Source organism: Sorangium sp. So ce693 (genome assembly GCF_051521375.1).
In the GTDB taxonomy this organism is placed as follows: Bacteria; Myxococcota_A; Polyangia; order Polyangiales; family Polyangiaceae; genus Sorangium; species Sorangium atrum.
The window spans coordinates 5,243,826-5,261,787 of record NZ_CP150347.1 but is presented as its reverse complement, the minus strand read 5'-3'; the positions used below and the strand labels follow the sequence as shown (position 1 = coordinate 5,261,787).

The window sequence follows — 17,962 nt, the reverse complement described above, 5'->3', positions numbered from 1 at the left end:
CCGGCGCGATCATCGACCCGCATCGAAGCCGACGCGCATCGAACCCATTGATGTCCCGCGCACGCCGTGGATGATGCCCCCATGGCCCTCCATCCTTCCGAGTCGCTCTCCGCGAGCAACGCCTCTCCCGCCTCGCCGTCCTCCGCGCCCCCGCCTGTGACCGCCGCCTCGGCTGGCCTAGGCCGAGCAGACGCGACGGCCGCGCCGTTTCCCGCGGACTTCCTGTGGGGCACGGCCACCGCGGCCTACCAGATCGAAGGCGCCGCGAGCGAGGACGGCCGGACGCCCTCCGTGTGGGACGTCTTCTCGAAGACCCCCGGGAAGGTCTTCGAAGGGCACACAGGAGACGTCGCGTGCGACCACTACCACCGCTACAAGGAGGATGTCGGGCTCCTCTCGGAGCTCGGGGTCAAGAGCTACCGCTTCAGCGTCTCGTGGACGCGGATCCTCCCGGACGGCACGGGCAAGGTCAACCCGAAGGGGCTCGACTTCTACGATCGCCTCGTCGACGAGCTCCTCCGCGCCGGCATCGTGCCCATGTGCACGCTGTTCCACTGGGACTTCCCCCAGGCGCTCCAGGATCGCGGCGGGTTCCTCCAGCGCGACGTCGCCGACTGGTTCGCGGACTACACGACCGTCGTCGCCCGGCGGCTCGGCGATCGCGTGCCCTGGTGGGTGACGCAGAACGAGCCGCAGGCGTTCATCGGCAACGCGCTCCTCAACGGCGTCTTCGCCCCCGGGCTCAAGCTCCCCTACCGGGAGTACCTGACCGCCGCCCACAACCAGATGCGGGCGCACGGCAAGCAGGTGGACGCCCTGCGCGCCGCGACCAAGGCCGCGAAGATCGGCTACGTGCTCGCCACCCAGGTGCAGCGCCCGGCGACCGAGGATCCGGGAGACATCGAGGCGGCGCGCGAGGCGATCTTCTCGGTCTACGACAGGAACCCGTGGAACAACGCCTGGTGGATCTGTCCGGTGCTCGAGGGGCGGTATCCGGAGAGCGGCCTCCGGCTCTTCGGCGACGACATGCCCGAGTTCCCCGCCAGCGACTTCGACCAGATCAAGCGGCCGATCGACTACCTCGGGCTCAACATGTACTCGGCGGGCACGTGGCGGCAGGGCAAGGACGGCAGGCCGGAGCGCGTCGTCTCCCCGCCGGGCTACCCGCGCGGGACGCTCGACTGGCTGCAGATCGTCCCCAGCACGCTCTACTGGGGCTCGAGGTACTTCTGGGAGCGGTACAAGCTGCCCATCGGGATCACCGAGCACGGCCTGGCGACGCGGGATCAGGTCTTCCTCGACGGCAAGGTGCACGACCCGAAGCGCATCGACGTCATGCACCGGTACCTGCTCGGCCTGGCGCGGGCCGTCCAGGAGGGCGTCCCGGTCGTCGGGTACTGGGCCTGGTCGCTGCTCGACAACTTCGAGTGGGCCGAGGGCTATAAAGATCGCTTCGGGCTCGTCTACGTCGATTACGCCACGCAGCGACGGATCCCGAAGGATTCGTTCTCCTGGTACCGAGAGGTCATCGCGAGCGGCGGACGCTCGCTCCTCGGGCCGACCGCCGTCGCGTGGGACAACGTGACCGGCTGATCCAGGCGGCCCGCGGCCCGGTTCCATCCCGGGCCGCGCGGCCCGCCGCGCTGCGCCGCGGCCCGTCGCACCTCCGGCCCAAAGCGCGTCCCGAGGGCGCACCGGCGTCGATATCCGGCTTTCCCGAGGGCCTCATCCGTGCCCTCCTCGAACGATGATATCGTCGCGGCGAGGGAGGCAGGGATGAACAGAACCGCGTCTTACTTGAGGCATCTTTCTCTCGCGGCCGTGCTGGCCACGCTCGGATGCAACGTCAGCGTCAGCGTCGACGATGGGGAAGAGATGTCTGGGAGCGGCCCGGAGACAGGGGAAGGCGGCGCCAGCAGCAGCGTCAGCGCCAGCAGCAGCATCAGCGCCAGCAGCAGCAGCGTCGGCGTGGGCGGCAGCGCTCCCGTGTGCGAGGCGGGTTGCCTCGCGCTCGATTTCGCCCGCCAGTTCGACAACGTCGAGCCCCACGCCCTCGCCGTCGATGCTCAGGGCAACATCCTCGTGACGGGAGGCTTCGATGGCACCGTCGACTTCGGGGGCGGTCCTCTCGTGGGCACGGGCGACGTCGACGCGTTCGTCCTCAAGCTCGATCCGCTCGGCAACCACCTCTGGAGCCGGCGGTTCGGCGATCTCTCCGGGATCGAGACCCAGGTCGGGTTGGCCATCGCGGCCGACGCGTCGGGGAATATCGCTGTCGGGGGCCGGTTCGGTGGAGCGACCGATCTCGGCGGCGGCCCCGTGCAGAACGGGTGGAACTCGAGCGGCTTCGTCGTCCTGCTCGACGCTTCGGGACAGCACGTCTGGAGCAAGCACTTCGGAGAGGAGTCCGTGGCGGTCCGCAGCGTCGGCTTCCATCCGGCGGGCGGCGTCGTCGTCGCCGGTGACTACGTGCGAACCATGGATCTCGGCGGCGGGCCCTTGCCCGACGTGACGACGCAAACCGCCTTCGTCGCCAGGTTCGATGCGTCGGGCGGCCACCTCTGGAGCAAGAGCTTCGGCGGGCCGGGGGGCGCGATCGCCGAGACCCTCGCCCTGGACGCGGCGGGGAATATCGTCGTCGGGGGGAGCTTCCATGGCTCCATCGACTTCGGCGGCGGCCCGCTCCTCGCCGCGGGGCTCCCGGAGAACGGGGCGTCCGACGTCTTCGTCGCCTCGCTCGATCCAGCCGGCGAGCACCGATGGAGCCATAGGCTCGGCGGCGTCGACGGTGACGATCACGTCGGCACGGTCCTGGATGGGGCAGGCGGTGTGGTCACGCTCAGCTCCTTCTTCGAGACGTTCTCGGTCGGTGACACCACGCTGACGGGCGACGGGAGCAACGTGTCCGTCGCCAGGCTCTCCGCCGGTGGCTCCGCGATGTTCGCCAGGAGCTCCGCGAGAGCGCAAGCGCTCGCCGCCGACGCCGCCGGCAACACCTGGCTCGCCGGCACCTTCCTCGAGGGAACGGACCTCGGTTGCGGTACGATGCCCACGAATTTCTTGGGCCTCTTCGTCGCCGGGCTCGACCCGCGCGGCGAGGACTTCTGCAACGTCGCGTTCGAACCGTCCGAGTACGGAGGACTATCCCAGATTGCCGTCGGCCCGAACGGAGCCCTTGTCGCCGTCGGGAAGTTCAAGGGCACGATCGATTTCGGCGCCGGACCGATCTCGAGCCCCGAAGCGTCTGAATCGATGATCGTCGTGAAGCTCACCCGGTGACCACGCCCGGCTCGGCGCCGGGATGTGGTCCCTTCTCCATGGACGGCAGCGCGGCCCGTCAGGCGGCGCATCGAAAAGGAATGCAGCGCGACCCGCAGGACGGGGCGCGCTGCATCCCTTGGTCAGCCGGGCTTGCGGCCGATCGCGATGTTCGCCGTCACCGGGACACGCACGGCCCCGCCTGGCTCGGCGAAGGGCTCGATGACGGCGCGCAGCGGGCCGCGTAGCCGAGCGCGCCCATCGCCGTCCAGCGCGACGTAGAGGGGCATGAAGCGCAGGATCTCGTCGAGATCCGCCATGAGCTGGTCCACCGAAGCTCCGCCCCATGCGCCCTCGACCGCGTGCACGGCGACCTCGCCGCACCCGGCCCCGAGCATCTCGGCCTTCAGGCCCTCCGGCGAGCACAGCACGGTCATGCCCTGGGGCGGCGGATGGATCGGCGCGTCCGGGAAGGTGCGGCGATAGGCCTGCAGGAAGAGCGGCGCCGGGCCTGCCCCCTCCGGGCTCGACCATGTCGCCACGATGATCCGGCCCCCGGGCCGGGTCGCGCGGACGAGCTCGGCCATGCCGCGGCGCCAGTCGGGAAACATCATGACGCCGAAGACGGAGCAGCTCACGTCGAAGGTCGCGTCCTCGACCTCCAGCGCCTGCCCGTCCATCACCCGCGCCTCGCTCCCTGCGAAGGGCTGCAATCGCTCGCGCAGGCGCGCCGCCATGCCGCGCGAGATGTCTGTCGCGAGCACGCGCGCGCCCGCCTCGGCCGCGGCCAAGGTCAGGGCGCCCGTCCCTGCGGCGACGTCGAGCACGCGCACGCCGTGCCCGATCCCGCCCGCGAGCGACAGCGCCGCGCGCGCGAAGCCCGCCGTCAGCGGCTCGGCCCAGCGCTCGTAGCTGGCCGCCAGGGCCGTCCAGCGCGCTTCATCGCTGAAGTTGAGTGGTTCAACGCGGTTGGTCATCGGCCAGTCCTCTTGTCATCGATCATGGGAGACGAGCCTGTCACCGCCCGAGGAGCGCGTCACTGGCGGCGCTTTCGGTGGATCTGGCCTCCTTTTCGATCGCCGCACCTCCCCCGCGGCCACGCCACGGCGAGGGCGGCGCGCTCCGCAGGATTGTCGCTGGCTCCCTTTCGTGCTCCCCTGGTGATCGCGGAGGAGCCCGTGACATCGGTCGCTCCCTCGCCGGCGCGACGCGCAGCTCGGGGTCCTCCCCCACGCTCCGCCGACCGCCGGCCCGTCAACGCAGTCGTGTGGAGGCTCCCATGTCGATCGCTGGTCCCCTCTTAGGAATCGTGATCACCCTCGTCGTGCTGGGCGTCATGGCCGTGGTGTTCGTCACCGTCTTTCTGCCCATGATGAAGAACGCGAACAAGATGCTCGCGGGCGCGAACGAGATGATCCAGGCGCAGACGGCGGCGGCCAACCTCCGCATGACGGGCCTGCCCGCGCAGGCCCGCGTGCTCATCGTCCAGCCCACCGGCACGATGATCAACTACCAGCCGCAGTGCCGTGTCGACCTCGAGGTGTATCGCCCGAACGCGCCCCCGTACCGCGCGGCCATCCTCGCCGTCATCCATCAGATGGCGATCCCGCGCGTGCAGCCGGGCCTGGTCGTGCCGGTCAAGATCGACGCCGCCAACCCCAACAACATCGCGCTCGACGTCTGAATCCGCGTGGCGGGCGAACTGGGCTCAGGCCTGCGGGAGGGCGCGGCCCGAGCCCGGATGCCTCACAGGGGGATGTCGACGGGCACGAAGCAGGAGATGTTGGTCTCGATGCGGAAGTTCGATCCGTCGGTGTGGCGCTCCGCGTGGAAGATGTCCATCGCGTAGCTGTTGCCCGGGAAGATGCCGAGATCCTGGGCCTGAGCATCGAAGTCGATGACGCCCTCCGCGGGCCCGTGCATGCTGCCGAGGTCGAGCGCGAGCTTGCCGTTGATGAAGATCCAGATGTCGTCGTCGCCAATGAAAGTGAACTTCTGACCGGCGACGTAGCCGAACATCAGGTGGATCTCGGTGGTGAAGAGGAAGTTCTTGTCTCTGCCGGCCGGGGAGGGCCCGAACCCCTCGTCCGTTCCCAGCGGGAAGAACGCCGCGCTCTCGAACACGTACTGCCCCGAGCCGGGCGGCGACTCCTGGAGCGTGAGCTCCTTGGCCAGGGTCATGTTCACGCCCGGCACGTCACGGTACCACTGGTTGAAGCTCTCCTCGCTCGTGATGGTCTTCTGGGGGCCGACCCCGTCCCTGCAGCTGAGCGGGGTCGTCAAGTCCGCAAAGCAGCCCACCGAATCGAGGAACACCGGCTTCCGATCTCCGTCGAGCGTCGGCTCGATGAGGTGGCGACGGGGTTCGTCGCCCCTGAAGCTGGCCATCTCGAAGTCGGGGTGCGTCTCCTTGAAGTCGCGATAGGTGACGTCGAGGACGCTCTTGCAATCGCCGCCGCCGCCGCCGCCGGCGCCGGTGGTCACGTTGCCCCCCGTGATGGTCCCGAAGTCGTCGCCGGTCGAGCTGCTAACGCCGCTCGTCGGCGTCCCGCTGCTGCTCGCGGGCGTCCCGCTGCTGCCGCCGGATCCGGAGGTGGGGCCGCTGCTCTCGTCGGGCGCCGAAGAGCACGCCAGGGCCGCGGCTGCGAACGTCAGAAGAAAGAAAGAACGAGGGTACATGGTGCACTCCTAGGGAGCAGTAGCACAACCATATTTCGCGGCTTTTGTCAACCACGTCTCATGGCGATCGCGTGGTGAAGCGCTGCGGCAAGCTCGTGGAACATGCCTTGTTCGATGGAACAGGCGGTGGCCACGGCTCTTCCCCGCGCGTCCCGCGCCTCCCGCGCTTTTCGTGCTTCCCGCGCCTCCCGCGCTTGCCTTCCCCGGTTTCGCACGTATCGAATCCGGCCACCTCCCAGGGCGGGCTCAGGCTCAAACGAGGCGGTGTCCCCCGTCGACGCGCAGCACCTCGCCTGTGGTGAACCCGTTCCCCATGAGGAAGAGCGCGGCGTGGGCGATGTCCGCGGGCGCGCCGACACGGCCGACCGGGAGGCGGCGCGCGTGCTGCTCGAAGCGCTCCTGCTTGGCGCCGCCCGCGAGGGAGTCCCAGACCGGCGTGTCGACCCAGCCCGGCGACAGCGCGTTCACGCGCACCGGCGCGAGCTCCACGGCCAGGGCGCGCGCGAGCGCCATGAGCGCCCCGTTCACCGCGGCCACGACCGCCCCGCTGGGCCCCGGCCGCTCCGCCGCGATCCCCGCCGTGAACGTGAGCGAGCCGCCCGGCTCGATCCGCGCGTGCTTGGCGACGTGGAGGGCCGCCACGAGCTTCGAGTCGATCACGCGGCGCGCCGCGGCGATGTCCAGCGCGCGAATCGGCTGATAATGCCCCTCCACCGCCGTCACCACCACATGGCGCGCCGGCGGATGCTCGTCGAACAGACTCTGCATCTCGGCCTCCTGCGTCGCGTCGGCCGCGAAGGTGCGCACCCGGCGTGGCTCGCCGAGCTCGGCCGCGGCGCGCGCGAGGCGCTCGCGCGAGCGGCTCACGAGCGTCAGCGACGCGCCGCGCTCGAGGCAGGCCCTGGCCACGCCGAGGCCGATGCCCGACGAGCCGCCGATGACGACCACATGCTGATCTTCAAGGTTCATGAGCGAGGGGTAGCGCGCGCGCCTCGGGCAAACCATGGGATGCTGTGGCATGATCCATCCCATGAGCGGGATGATCTCCCTCGAGGACGTGCGGCTCTTCGCGGCCGTCGCTCACCACCTGAGCTTCGTGGAGGCCGCGCGGCGCACGGGGGTGCCCACGAGCACCGTGAGCCGCCGGGTGGCGCAGCTGGAGGAGGCGCTCGGGGTGCGGCTGCTCCAGCGCACCTCCCGCCGCGTCGGCCTCACCGGCGAGGGCGCGCGGCTGATCGAGCGCGCCGGGCCCCTGCTCGACGAGCTCGGCTCGGTGCTCGACAGGGCCGCGGATCGGGAGGACGAGCCCGCGGGCAGGCTCCGGGTGACGGCGCCCGTGATGACGGGCGCGCAGCGGATCGCGCCGGCGCTGTTCTCCTTCGCCGCCCGGCACCCGCGCCTGTCGCTGGAGCTCACGCTCACGAACGCGGTCGTCCCCCTTGTCGAGGAGGGCATCGACCTCGCCTTCCGCGCCGGGCCCGTTCAGGACGCCGACCTCGTGGCGCGGCGGATGTGGTCGCTCCCGTACGCGCTGGCCGCGTCGCCGCGCCTCGTGCAGGACGCGCTCGAGGGCCGTTCGCGGCTCGCGCGCGCGTCGCTCGGGTCCGTGCCCGCGGTCCTGAGCCACCCGGGCGCCGCGTGGCGCCTTCGCCGGCGGGACGGCTCCGTCGAGGAGGTCCGGCCGCGCGCGAAGCTCTGCGTGAACGACCCGCGGGTGGCGATCACGGCCGCGGCGCAGGGGCTCGGCGTGGTCTGCGCCCCCCGCGAGGTGATCGAGCAGCAGGGCAAGGCGCTCGTCGAGCTCACGGTCACGGGGCGCACCGTCGAGCCCCGCGAGCTCTTCGCTGTGTACCCGTCACGGCGGCTGCTCTCCACGCGGGTGCGGCTGGCGATCGACTGGGTGATGAAGCACCGCTGACCGCCCCGGCGCGCGGCGCTGCCGCGATCAGGACAGCTGGAGCTCGATCCGCTGCCAGTCGGCCGCGACCTCGATCTCGACGCCCCCGTCGATCGCGCGGTGCGACCTGGCCCCGACCACGGACCGCGGCCCCGGCACGCCGTGGACGCGGATCGTCTCCACCTCGCGGACCAGCGGCAGATCGCCGGTCGCGCTGCGCTCGAGCGCGAACGCGGCGCCGTCGAGGCCGCCCTCGATCCGGGTGACGCGCGACGCGCCGTGGCCGTCGCCCTCGTCCTCGACAAGGCGGCCGCTCACGCGCTCCGCCGCGTGGACGTGCCACGTGATCTCCTCCCAGCTGGCGCTCGTCGTGTGCATCCGAGGCGCGGTGAGCGCCACCGCGCCTCCGGCGCGCAGCCACACGGGGACCACGCCGAGCGGCGCATCGGCGATCACGTGGCGCCCGCCCCGATCCACGCTCCCCGCGCGCTCCAGGTTGGCGAAATCCATCCATGCGCCGGCGGGCAGGTACGCCAGCCGCTTCGACTGCCCTGGCCGCACCACGGGCGCCACGAGCAGATCGCCGCCGAACAGGAGCTGATCGGAGGCGTGGAGCGCCTCGGGGTCGTCCGGCGCCGCGAAGGACAGCGGCCGCAGGACGGGTATCCCCGTCTCCGCCGCCTCGTGCATGAGCGTGTACAGGGTCGGCAGGAGCCGGTAGCGCCGCTCGAGCGCCGCGCGCGCGAGGCCGAGGTACGGCTCGCCGAAGCGCCAGGGCTCCTGCGCCGGCCTGCCCCTCGCCGCGTGGTTGCGCATCAGCGGATAGAACAGCCCCGCTTGCATCCAGCGCACGAGCAGCTCGCCGTTCGCGCGCCCCGTGAAGCCCGGGATGTCCGCGCCCACGAACGGCACGCCCGAGAGGCCGAGGCCGATCAGCATCGGGATGGACGCCTCCAGGTGCGTGAAGTTGCTGGCGAAGTCGCCCGTCCACACAGCGGCGTAGCGCTGGATGCCGGCGAAGGCGGCGCGCGTCAGCACGAAGGGGCGCCGCCCCGGCGCGTGGCGCGCGAGGCCCTCGTGGGCGGCCCGCGACATGCCGAGTCCATAGACGTTGTGGACCTCGAGGTGGCGCCGGGCGCCGTGGCGCGCGTCGTCGGGGAGCGTGCTGCCCTCGATGGGGCCGAGGCCCGCGGTGCGCCCGCCGCTCGGCGCCGGCAGGCCCCTATCGGGGCGGACGGAGAAGCACGCAGGCTCGTTCATGTCGTTCCAGATGCCGGCGATGCCCGCGTCGACGAAGGGCTTCTGCAGATCGCCCCACCAGCGCTGCACCTCCTCGCGCGTGAGATCCGGGAAGACCGCCGGGTCGGGCCAGACCTCTCCCACGAGGGGGCCGCCGCGAGGCAGCCGGACGAGGTAGTCTCTCTCTCTCGCCTCCTCGTAGACGGCATATCCCTCATCGGCCTTGATCCCCGGATCGACGATCGTCACCAGCCTGACGCCCTCGGCCGCGAGCTCGCGCGCGAGCCGCGCCGGGTCGGGGAAGCGCGAGCGGTCCCAGGTCCAGACCCGATAAGCATCCATGTAATCGATATCGAGGTGAACAACGTCGAGCGGGAGGCCGCGCGATCGGTAGCCGCGGACGACGCCGCGCACGTCGTCCTCGGTCTCGTAGCCCCAGCGCGACTGGTGCGCCCCGAGGCTCCAGAGGGGCGGCATGGCCGGGCGCCCGGTGAGCGCGGCGTAGCGCCTCAGGACGTCGGCCGGGTGCGGGCCGGCCAGGAGGTAGACGTCGAGCTCGGGGCCCCGCGACTCCCATTCGATGCGCGTGGGATCGTTGAGGGCGATATCGACCTCCGAGCGCCACGGCTCGTCGAGGAAGAGGCCCCAGGCCGCCCCGCCGCGGAGGGCGATGAAGAAAGGAATCGAGGCGTAGAGCGGGTCGGACTCCACGTGCGGCGGGAAAGCGTCGGTGTTCCAGAAGGTGAATCGCAGGCCGCGCTTGTCGAGCGGGCCGACCTTCTCGCCGAACCCGAGGTAGGCCTCGCCCGGCGGCGCCGCGAGCGAGATCCGGGAGCGGATCTCGTCCACGGGGAACGCCGGCCGGACCTCTCCGGAGACCCCCTCGCACCGCGCTCGGATGTGGCCCTGTCCGTCGCCGAAGGTCCATGTGCCCGAGGCGAGCGATACCTCGAGAGAGGCGCCGTCGGCGCTCACGTGGAGCGCGTCGCCCTCGCGACGGGCGGAGAGCGGCAACGCGCCTTCGGCCACCACGGCGAACGAGCGCTTGGGAGGCAGCTCGGGGTGCGTGAAGCTCGTCACGGCGGACGAGGGGGCGTGGCGCACGCGCAGGACGCCGGGGCCTGGACAGCGGATCTCGATCGCGGCGCGGGCGCCGGAGAGGAGCACGTGAGTCGCGCCGATCGAGGCGTCGGTGAGGTGCATCGCGCGAATCTACCCGGGCCTGGCCGTCCTCGCCACGATCGCCCGTGAACCGCCGAGATGCCGTCTCGGTGGGTCCTTCCCTTGTTGACCTGGCGCTCGCCGAAGCAGGCGAATGGGCTGGCGCCGTGAAGGGCGCCCCGGGTCTGGATCCTGTCATTTCGTCCCGCGCCGCCCGCAGGCTACGCCGCGTTACGCGCGCTTCTGCGGTCGCGCGGCCTTGACGGCGCCCGCGCGCGCCGTACTCCTCGACGACATGAGCAAGCCGCCCGTCCTGCTGGTGCACGGCATCTGGGATTCGGCGGCGCGCATCGACTGCCTGCGCGCCGGGCTTGCGGCCCGCGGCGTCGATCGCGCCCGCGCCTTCGATCTCGTCCCCAACGACGGCCGTGCGTCGATCGAGCGCCTCGCCGCCCAGCTCGACGCCGCCGTGGAGTCCACGCTCGCCGGGGCGCCCGGCGGCGCGGTGGACGTGGTCGGCTTCAGCATGGGCGCCCTTGTGACACGCTATTACATCCAGCGCGGCCGCGGCCGCGCGCGCGTCCGGCGCTTCGTCTCCATCTCGGGCCCGCACCGCGGCACGCTCAACGCCATGTGGCTGCCCCACGAGGGCGTGCAGCAGATGCGCCCGGGCAGCCCTCTTCTGCGCGACCTCGCCGCGGACCCGGATCCCTGGGGCCCGGTCGAGGTGCACGTGCTCTACACGCCTTTCGACGTGATGATCGTCCCCGCCCGCTCCAGCGAGCTCCCCGGCGCCAGCACCACGCGCGCCGTGCCGGTCGCGCTGCACCGCTGGATGCTCTCGGACCGGCGGGTGCTCGACTCGGTGGCGGAGCTGCTGGAGCGCTGAGCGCCCGGCCCGCCGCTACTTCAAGGGTGGCGCGCCGGGATCGCTCACTGCCCCCCTCCCAGCCGCCCCGGCGGCGGCAGCTCCAGCACCGGCGGCGGCTCTCCGGCCGGCCCCTTCTGCCAGTCCGGGTCGATCCAGAGCCATTTGATGAGCTGCGTGTTCCGCGCGTTGGGGATGTACCCCCTCACCCACGGCTTCACCAGGGTCGGCTTCTCCTCGAAGTAGAGCGGTATCCTGCACATCCCGTCGAGCGCCCGCCGCTCGGCAGCCCGGAAGCGCCGGATGCTCTCCCCGAGATCGGCCGTCGCGGCCGCCTCGGCGACCGCCTTGTCGAACTCCGCGTCCGCCCAGCCGCTCCGGTTCTGGGGGCTCTGGGACAGGAACGTCCCGAGCCACGTCTGAGGATGGTTGTAGTCGGCCAGCCAGCCCAGCCGGATCACCTGGAAGTTGCCGTCGCGGAGGTCCTTGAGCATCACCCGCCACTCCTCGCTCCGCAGCGCCGCGGAGACCCCGAGGTGGCGCTTCCACATGTCCTGGATGGCCACGGCGACCTGTGCGTGCCCCTCCCCCGTGTTGTAGAGGATCTCGAGCGGCGGAAACCCCTTCGCCCGCAGCTCGTCTCCCTCGCGGACGACCTCGTACCCGGCCTCGGCGAGCAGCGCGCGGGCGCGCGCCGGGTCGTGGCCGACCTCGGGGCTCGAGAACGGATCCGCGCCGCGCGCCCTGTCCTCCGCCGCCTGCTCGGCATAGCCGGATCCGGTGATGTCGGGCACGTAGTGGGTCGCCGGCTTCCCGAGCCGCGTGATCTTCTCGACGAGCTCCCGCTTGTCGATCGCGAGGTTCAGCGCCCACCGGACGCGCGGATCGTCGACCGGCGGCTTCCTCGTGTTGAGCTCGTAATACACCGTGGAGAGGAACTCGGTGCGCCGGAGATCCTTCTTCCCGGACAGCCAGCCGAGGTGGTCATAAGGGAGCTCGCAGTTGTCTCCCAGGTAGTCGATGTCCCCCGCCTTGTAGAGCTGCAGCGTGGCGTTGTACTGGGCGATCTCCATCCAGACGATCCGGTGGATCCGGAGCGCGTCATGGCCCCAGTACGCCGGGTTCCGGTCCATCGTGATCTCGTACCGGAACTTCCACTCGTCGAGCCGATAAGGCCCGTTGACCACGATGTTCTCGGGGCGAAACCAGAGCTCCGGCTCGCCGCGCGCCTCGAACGGCTCGACGACGTCGCGGCGCACCGGGAACAGGGTGACGAAGCTCGTGAGATCGGTGAAGTACGGGGTCGGCTTCTCGAGCTCGACGTCGAGGGTCAGGTCGTCGCGGGCCCGCACGCCCACGGCGGCGTCGTCCTCCACGAGCGACGACGAGGCGATGAACCCGGTCGCCCCTCCGGAGCCGGAAGGCGGCGCGTCGTGCCGAGGCGCGGCCGGGTCGTACGTGGGGAGATCCGCGTGGGGCGCGACCAGCGCGTAGGCGGCGGCGTCCACGGGGGCGAGCAGGCAGCCCGGGAGGAAGCCGCGGCCCGCTGGCCCCTCGATCTCGAACCAGCGGTCGGCCGCGCCGTTGCAAGCGACCGGCGGACCGGCCGCGAGGAGGGCGACCTCGGCGCCCCGCCACCCGCCGCCTGGGGTGGCGTCGCGCGGCGCGGGCGGCGGGGCCGCGCCGGCCGCGTCGAACGAGAGCCGCTCGCCGGCGCCGGTGGCCTCGTCGGGCTCGGCGTACGTCACCGAGGTCACGCCGGGAGGCGGCGCCGCGAGGGGCGCCACCGCCGACGTCGCCCGGGCGGGCGACTGGCCGAGCACGACGACGAACGCGCCCCGCGGCAACGACAGCGCGGGCGGCGCGTCGGGCCGAGGCGCGCGGCGCAGCGTCGCGTCCTCGCGCAGCGCCTTCAGCTTGCCCAGGTTGAACAGCTCGCCGTTCTTGAGGACGTGCAGGTTCGTCGCGGCGAGCGAGGCCGTGGAGGGCCGCAGCACCCGCTTCCACGCGTACTCGAAGTCGTGCGCCGTCACCGGCTTGCCGTCGGACCAGCGCGCCTCCGGCCGCAGGTGGAACCGGAAGAACCGGTTGTCGTCGCTGCGCTCCCAGCGCGCCGCGACCCCCTGCGCCGCGTGGAGATCGCCGGGCGCGTAGCTGGTCAGCCCCTCGAACAGCTGGTGGAGCAGCGTCATGCTCACCGTGTCGGCGGCCTTGCCGGGATCGAGGTACTCCGGCTCGTCGGCGTTGTTGACGTAGAAGGTCGTGACGTCCTTGCCGACGCGCGCCGTCGTCCCGACGTAGCCCTCGGCCTCGCCCGCGCAGGCCGCGAGCGGGCACGAGAGGGCCGCGAGCAGCAGCGCGCCGCAGCGGCGCGAGGGCACAAGGGAGAGATCCGCGGCCCTAATCGGCGAACCCCTTCGGGTTCTGCTCCTGCCAGCGCCAGCTGTCGCGGCACATGGTCTCGAGATCTCGCTCCGCGCGCCAGCCGAGGAGCTCCACCGCGCGCGCCGGATCCGCGTACACCGAGGCGACGTCGCCGGGGCGGCGCGCCACGATCTCGTGGGCGACGCGCCTCCCGCTGACCTTCTCGAACGCGGCGACCATCTCCAGCACGGAGTGTCCCCGCCCGGTGCCGAGGTTGACGGTGAAGCTGTCGCCGACGGTGAAGATGCGGTTCAGGGCGGCGAGGTGCCCGAGCGCGAGGTCGACCACGTGGATGTAGTCGCGCACGCCGGTGCCGTCCGGCGTCGGCCAGTCGCCCCCGAACACCCGGAGCTTGTCGCGCCGCCCCACGAGGACCTGGGTGATGAACGGCGTCAGGTTGTTCGGGATCCCGTTGGGATCCTCCCCGATGAGCCCGCTCTCGTGGGCGCCCACGGGGTTGAAGTAGCGCAGCGATCCGAGCGACCAGCCCCCGGTGGCCGCCACGTCCCTCAGGATCTGCTCCACCATGAACTTGGACTGCCCGTAGGGGTTGGTCGGCCCGAGCCGGCTCCCCTCATCGAGCGGCACGCGCTCGGGATCGCCGTACACGGTGGCGGACGAGCTGAACACAAGCTTCCGCGCGCCCCGCGCGTCGAGCGCCTTGAGCAGGCACACGGTCCCCGCGACGTTGTTCTCGTAGTACGAGAGCGGCTTCTCGACCGACTCGCCGACGGCCTTCAGCCCCGCGAAGTGGATCGTCGCGTCGATCGGGTGCTCGGTGAGCAGCCGATCCAGGAGCGCCGCGTCGCGGATGTCGCCCTGGATGAATGTCACCGGCTTCCCGGCGATCCGCTCCACCCGCTCCACCGCCGCCTTGCGGCTGTTGCAGAGGTTGTCGAGGATCACCACCCGGTAGCCCGCGTGGAGGAGCTCCACGCAGGTGTGCGAGCCGATGTAGCCCGCGCCTCCGGTGACCAGGATCGTCTTGCTCATGTCGTTCTCCCGAGAGGGTCTGTACCGCGCTCGCGTCGATGAGGCCACGGCACAGGCCGCCGCGTCAACGGGGACCTCAGGGCGCGGCCGGCCCGGCGCCGCAGTCACGTCAGGGCACGTCAGCCACGTCAGGGCACGTCAGCCACGTCAGGGCGCGCCGAGCCGCCCCGGCGTCGGGAACTCGAGCTCCGGAAATGCGGTCTCGTTCGACGGGTTGTCGCGCCAGCTCGGGTCGTTCCACAGCCACCTGACGAGCTGCACGCCGCGCGAGTTGCCCTTGAACCCCTTGACCCACGGCTTCACCAGCGTCGACTTCGTGTAGAAGTAGAGCGGCAGCTTGGGCATGCCGTCGAGGGCCCGCTTCTCCGCCTTGCGGAACGCGCGGATGCTCTCCTTCGGATCGGCCGTCGCCGCGGCGGCGCGCATCAGATCGTCGAACTCCTGGTCGGCCCATCCGGTCCGGTTCTGTGGGCTGTACGAGAGCAGCGTGCCGAGCCACGTCGCCGGGTGGTTGTACTCGCCGATCCAGCCGAACCGCACGACCTGGTAGTGACCGTCGCGCACGTTCTTGAGCATCACCTTCCACTCCTCGTTCCGCAGCGTGACCGAGATGCCGAGGTGACGCTTCCACATGTCCTGGACCGCGACAGCGATCTGCTTGTGGCCCTCGCTCGTGTTGTAGAGGAGCTCGAGCGCCGGGAAGTTCTTCGCCCGGTACCCGTCGCCCTCCCGGACGACCTCGTACCCCGCCTCGGCGAGCATCGCGCGGGCGCGCTCGGGGTTGAACGAGACGTCCGGCGACGAGAACGGATCGACCCCGAGCTTCCTGTCCTCGGCGACCGCTTCGTCATAGCCCGATCCTGTGTAGTCCGGGACGTAGTGCGTGGCCGGCGTCTGCCCCGCCCGCGTGACCTTCTCGACGATCTGCCGCTTGTCGACCGCGAGGTTGAGCGCCCAGCGGACGCGGGCGTCGTCGACCGGCGGCTTCTTCGTGTTGAACTCGAACCAGTAGATGGAGAGGTACGGGTACCGCTGGAAATCCCGCTTGGTCGACAGCCAGTCCATGTGCTCGGCGGGCAGCGAGGTGTTGTCGCCCAGGTAGTCGAGATCCCCCGCCTTGTAGATGTTCATCGTGGCGTTGTAGAGCTCGACCTCCAGCCACACGACGCGGTGGATCTTCAGCTTGTCGTGGTTCCAGTACATCGGATTCCGCTTCATCGTGATCTCGTAACGGAACTTCCACTCATCGAGCGTGTAAGGGCCGTTGACCACGATGTTCTCGGGGCGGAACCAGAGCTCGGGCTCGCCGCGCTTCTCGAACGCCTCGATCACGTCCTTGCGCACGGGGAAGAGCGTCACGTAGCTCGTGAGATCGGTGAAGTAGGGCGTGGGCTGCTCCAGCTGCACGTCGAGCGTCAGGTCGTCCGTTGCCCGGACGCCGACAGCGCCGTCGTCCTCCACGAGGAGCGCGTCGGGCACGAAGCCCACGGGGGGGTCGCCTTGCGCGGCGCTGCCGGAGGGCGGCGCCGCGGGTTCGTACGTGGGGAGGCTCGTGTGCGGCGTGACGACGGCGTACGCCTCCGACCGCGGCGCGCCGCCCGCGCTCTCCTTGCCCGGGTTGCCGTTGCCCGCGGGGGGGACGAGCGCGCAGCCCGGGAGGAAGCCGCGCGCGCCGCCCCGCTCGATCTCGAACCACCGGTCGGCGGCGCCGTTGCACTTGCACGGCGGGCCCACGCGGACGATGTCGACGACGGCGCCCTGCCAGCCGCCGCCGGGCGCCGAGCCGAGCGGCGCCGCGTCGCCCCCTGCCGCGCCGCCTCCTGCTGAGCCGAACGAGAGTCGATCGCCTGCGCCGCCCTTCGCGTCGCCCTTCGCGAACGTCACGGCGGCGGAGCCCTCCGGCAGCGCCGCGAGGGGCGCGATCGCTGTGTCCACCTGGATCGGCGAGCGCGCCAGCACCACGACGAACGCCCCCTTTGGCAGATCGAGCGCGGACGGCGCGTCGGGCCTGGGGGCCGCGCGGAGCGGCGCGGCGTCCCTCAGCGCCTTGAGCTTCCCGAGGCTGAACAGCTCGCCGTTCTTCAGGACGTAGAGGTTCGTCGCGGCGAGCGAGGCCGTGGAGGGGCGCAGCACCCGCTTCCACGCGTACTCGAAGTCGTGCGCCGTCACCGGCTTGCCATCCGACCAGCGCGCCTCCGGCCGCAGGTGGAACCGGAAGAGCCGGTTGTCGTCGCTCTGCTCCCAGTGGGTCGCGACCCCCTGAACCGGGCGGAGGTCACCGGCGCCGTAGGTCGTCAGCCCCTCGAACATCTGCTGCACGAGCGTGGAGCTCGCCGAGTCGTTGGATTTTCCTGGATCCAGGTACTCGGGCTCGCTGCCGTTGTTGATGTAGAGCGTCTCTGTGTCCTTGCCGACGCGCGCGGTCGTCCCGGCATACCCGCCTTCGCCCTCGCTGCACGCCGAGAGCGCGAGGATCGCGAGCCCGATCGCCGCGGCGGCGCCGCGCGCCCCGCAACCGGCGCTCCCGCCGCCCCCCGCGCCGCCGGCACCTCGTCGCTCCGAAGCCCGTTGCATATCGCGCAAGTAGCATGGCGCTCCGGGGGCAGGAAGACAGGGTTGCCCGGTCCGGGCGCCGCACCGGAGATACGCGCCCTCCCGCGAGGCACGGCAAGGCTCCGCGGAACGCGTCCCAGACGGCACGGGCGATCGACGACAGCAAGGAAAGTCGACGACCGGTGTGCGATCACCGGCGCCAGAGCGCCTGCAAATCGAACGAGAGCTGGCGATGGTGCTTGATGGCCAGCAGATGGATCCGCTCACCGCTGAGCACGTAGAGCAACAGGTACTCACCAGCGATGTACTCCCGCAGCGACGAGTCGGAGCCGAGGCGGCGCTTCAGCGCCAGGATCCGCGCCTCGACCTCCGCGGACTGTGGCGCACGCGCAAGGAAGTCGAATCCGAGCAGGGGCGAGACTTCCAGGCTCGGGATCACGTCCTCGAAGACGAGATCCAGAAGATCGCCGAAAGCGGAAGAGAGCCCCGCCTCCTCCAGAAACCGCCGGATCTCGTCCAGGTTCCGCTCGAAGTTCACGGTGACCCGAACGGTGGCGCGGCGGCTCATCGGCCGTACTTGGCGCGGAGCTCCTCCACACTCATCGTGCGCCCGGCCTCGATATCGTCGAGGCCCCGATCCACCTCCTCCAGGAGCGTGAGGTGAATGTGCTCGCGTTCGAGGCGGTGATAGTGGTCCAGCCTGCGTGCATCGACGAGGGCGATGTAACCCTCCCCGTTCCGCGTGAGGATCTTCTCGTGACCCGCGCGAACCTCGTCTGCGAGCTCCGTGAGCCGGGCCTCCGCCTGGCTCAACGGAACGATGTCCTCGGGAGAAATCGCCATGCGGTGCCTCCGTCGCGTCGAGGTGCAACGATCTGGTAACGGATCCT

14 protein-coding genes are annotated in these 17,962 nt (G+C 71.1%); 5 read left to right on the top strand and 9 right to left on the bottom strand.

The window, feature by feature from the left end; translation table 11 throughout:
• Positions 1 to 81: 81 nt before the first annotated feature.
• Both WMF14_RS19675 and WMF14_RS19670 read left to right on the top strand, forming a co-directional pair.
• The gene (locus tag WMF14_RS19675; protein WP_272098956.1) at positions 82 to 1,593 is read left to right on the top strand and encodes a GH1 family beta-glucosidase; all 1,512 of its coding nucleotides are present in this window, start codon (positions 82 to 84) and stop codon (positions 1,591 to 1,593) included.
• A gap of 204 nt (positions 1,594 to 1,797) precedes the next feature.
• Positions 1,798 to 3,279 (top strand): hypothetical protein, encoded by a 1,482-nt coding sequence (locus WMF14_RS19670; protein ID WP_437803004.1) that lies wholly within the window; start codon positions 1,798 to 1,800, stop codon positions 3,277 to 3,279.
• A gap of 122 nt (positions 3,280 to 3,401) precedes the next feature.
• Here WMF14_RS19670 and WMF14_RS19665 read toward each other — a convergent pair whose 3' ends face one another.
• Positions 3,402 to 4,235 (bottom strand): class I SAM-dependent methyltransferase, encoded by an 834-nt coding sequence (locus WMF14_RS19665; RefSeq protein ID WP_437803002.1) that lies wholly within the window; start codon positions 4,233 to 4,235, stop codon positions 3,402 to 3,404.
• A 302-nt stretch (positions 4,236 to 4,537) separates the two neighbouring features.
• On the opposite strand from WMF14_RS19665, the gene WMF14_RS19660 reads away from it, so the two are divergent.
• Entirely contained in the window at positions 4,538 to 4,942 is a 405-nt protein-coding gene (locus WMF14_RS19660) for a hypothetical protein (RefSeq protein ID WP_272098950.1), read from the top strand.
• 62 nt (positions 4,943 to 5,004) lie between these two features.
• Here the strand turns inward: WMF14_RS19660 and WMF14_RS19655 are convergent, their stop codons facing one another.
• Both WMF14_RS19655 and WMF14_RS19650 read right to left on the bottom strand, forming a co-directional pair.
• Entirely contained in the window at positions 5,005 to 5,937 is a 933-nt protein-coding gene (locus tag WMF14_RS19655; protein ID WP_437803000.1) for a fibro-slime domain-containing protein, read from the bottom strand.
• Positions 5,938 to 6,189: 252 nt separating this feature from the next.
• Positions 6,190 to 6,906: an SDR family oxidoreductase gene (locus WMF14_RS19650; protein ID WP_272098947.1), complete on the bottom strand. Its 717-nt coding sequence runs from the start codon at positions 6,904 to 6,906 to the stop codon at positions 6,190 to 6,192.
• 49 nt (positions 6,907 to 6,955) lie between these two features.
• Between WMF14_RS19650 and WMF14_RS19645 the strand changes: the two genes are divergently transcribed.
• A complete protein-coding gene (locus tag WMF14_RS19645; RefSeq protein ID WP_437802998.1) occupies positions 6,956 to 7,855 on the top strand; it encodes a LysR family transcriptional regulator in 900 nt (299 codons plus the stop codon).
• A 27-nt stretch (positions 7,856 to 7,882) separates the two neighbouring features.
• Here the strand turns inward: WMF14_RS19645 and WMF14_RS19640 are convergent, their stop codons facing one another.
• Positions 7,883 to 10,276, bottom strand: a complete 2,394-nt coding sequence (locus WMF14_RS19640; protein WP_437802996.1) for a glycoside hydrolase family 31 protein — start codon at positions 10,274 to 10,276, stop codon at positions 7,883 to 7,885.
• A 253-nt stretch (positions 10,277 to 10,529) separates the two neighbouring features.
• Between WMF14_RS19640 and WMF14_RS19635 the strand changes: the two genes are divergently transcribed.
• Entirely contained in the window at positions 10,530 to 11,123 is a 594-nt protein-coding gene (locus tag WMF14_RS19635; RefSeq protein WP_437802994.1) for an esterase/lipase family protein, read from the top strand.
• Between the two features lie 44 nt (positions 11,124 to 11,167).
• Here the strand turns inward: WMF14_RS19635 and WMF14_RS19630 are convergent, their stop codons facing one another.
• The 5 genes from WMF14_RS19630 to WMF14_RS19610 all read right to left on the bottom strand — a co-directional run bounded on the left by WMF14_RS19630 (position 11,168) and on the right by WMF14_RS19610 (position 17,915).
• The gene (locus WMF14_RS19630; RefSeq protein ID WP_437802992.1) at positions 11,168 to 13,483 is read right to left on the bottom strand and encodes a peptide ABC transporter substrate-binding protein; all 2,316 of its coding nucleotides are present in this window, start codon (positions 13,481 to 13,483) and stop codon (positions 11,168 to 11,170) included.
• A 19-nt stretch (positions 13,484 to 13,502) separates the two neighbouring features.
• Complete coding sequence (gene galE / locus WMF14_RS19625; RefSeq protein ID WP_437802991.1) at positions 13,503 to 14,519, bottom strand: UDP-glucose 4-epimerase GalE; 1,017 nt, start codon at positions 14,517 to 14,519, stop codon at positions 13,503 to 13,505.
• Positions 14,520 to 14,666: 147 nt separating this feature from the next.
• Positions 14,667 to 17,093 (bottom strand): peptide ABC transporter substrate-binding protein, encoded by a 2,427-nt coding sequence (locus tag WMF14_RS19620; protein ID WP_437802989.1) that lies wholly within the window; start codon positions 17,091 to 17,093, stop codon positions 14,667 to 14,669.
• 169 nt (positions 17,094 to 17,262) lie between these two features.
• Positions 17,263 to 17,640, bottom strand: coding sequence for a hypothetical protein (locus tag WMF14_RS19615; protein ID WP_437802988.1), 378 nt, complete (start codon positions 17,638 to 17,640; stop codon positions 17,263 to 17,265).
• Positions 17,637 to 17,915 carry a type II toxin-antitoxin system Phd/YefM family antitoxin gene (locus WMF14_RS19610; RefSeq protein ID WP_437802987.1) on the bottom strand — a complete coding sequence of 93 codons (279 nt, stop codon included), beginning with the start codon at positions 17,913 to 17,915 and terminating at the stop codon, positions 17,637 to 17,639. The genes WMF14_RS19615 and WMF14_RS19610 overlap by 4 nt, the downstream gene beginning before the upstream one ends.
• Positions 17,916 to 17,962: the final 47 nt, after the last annotated feature.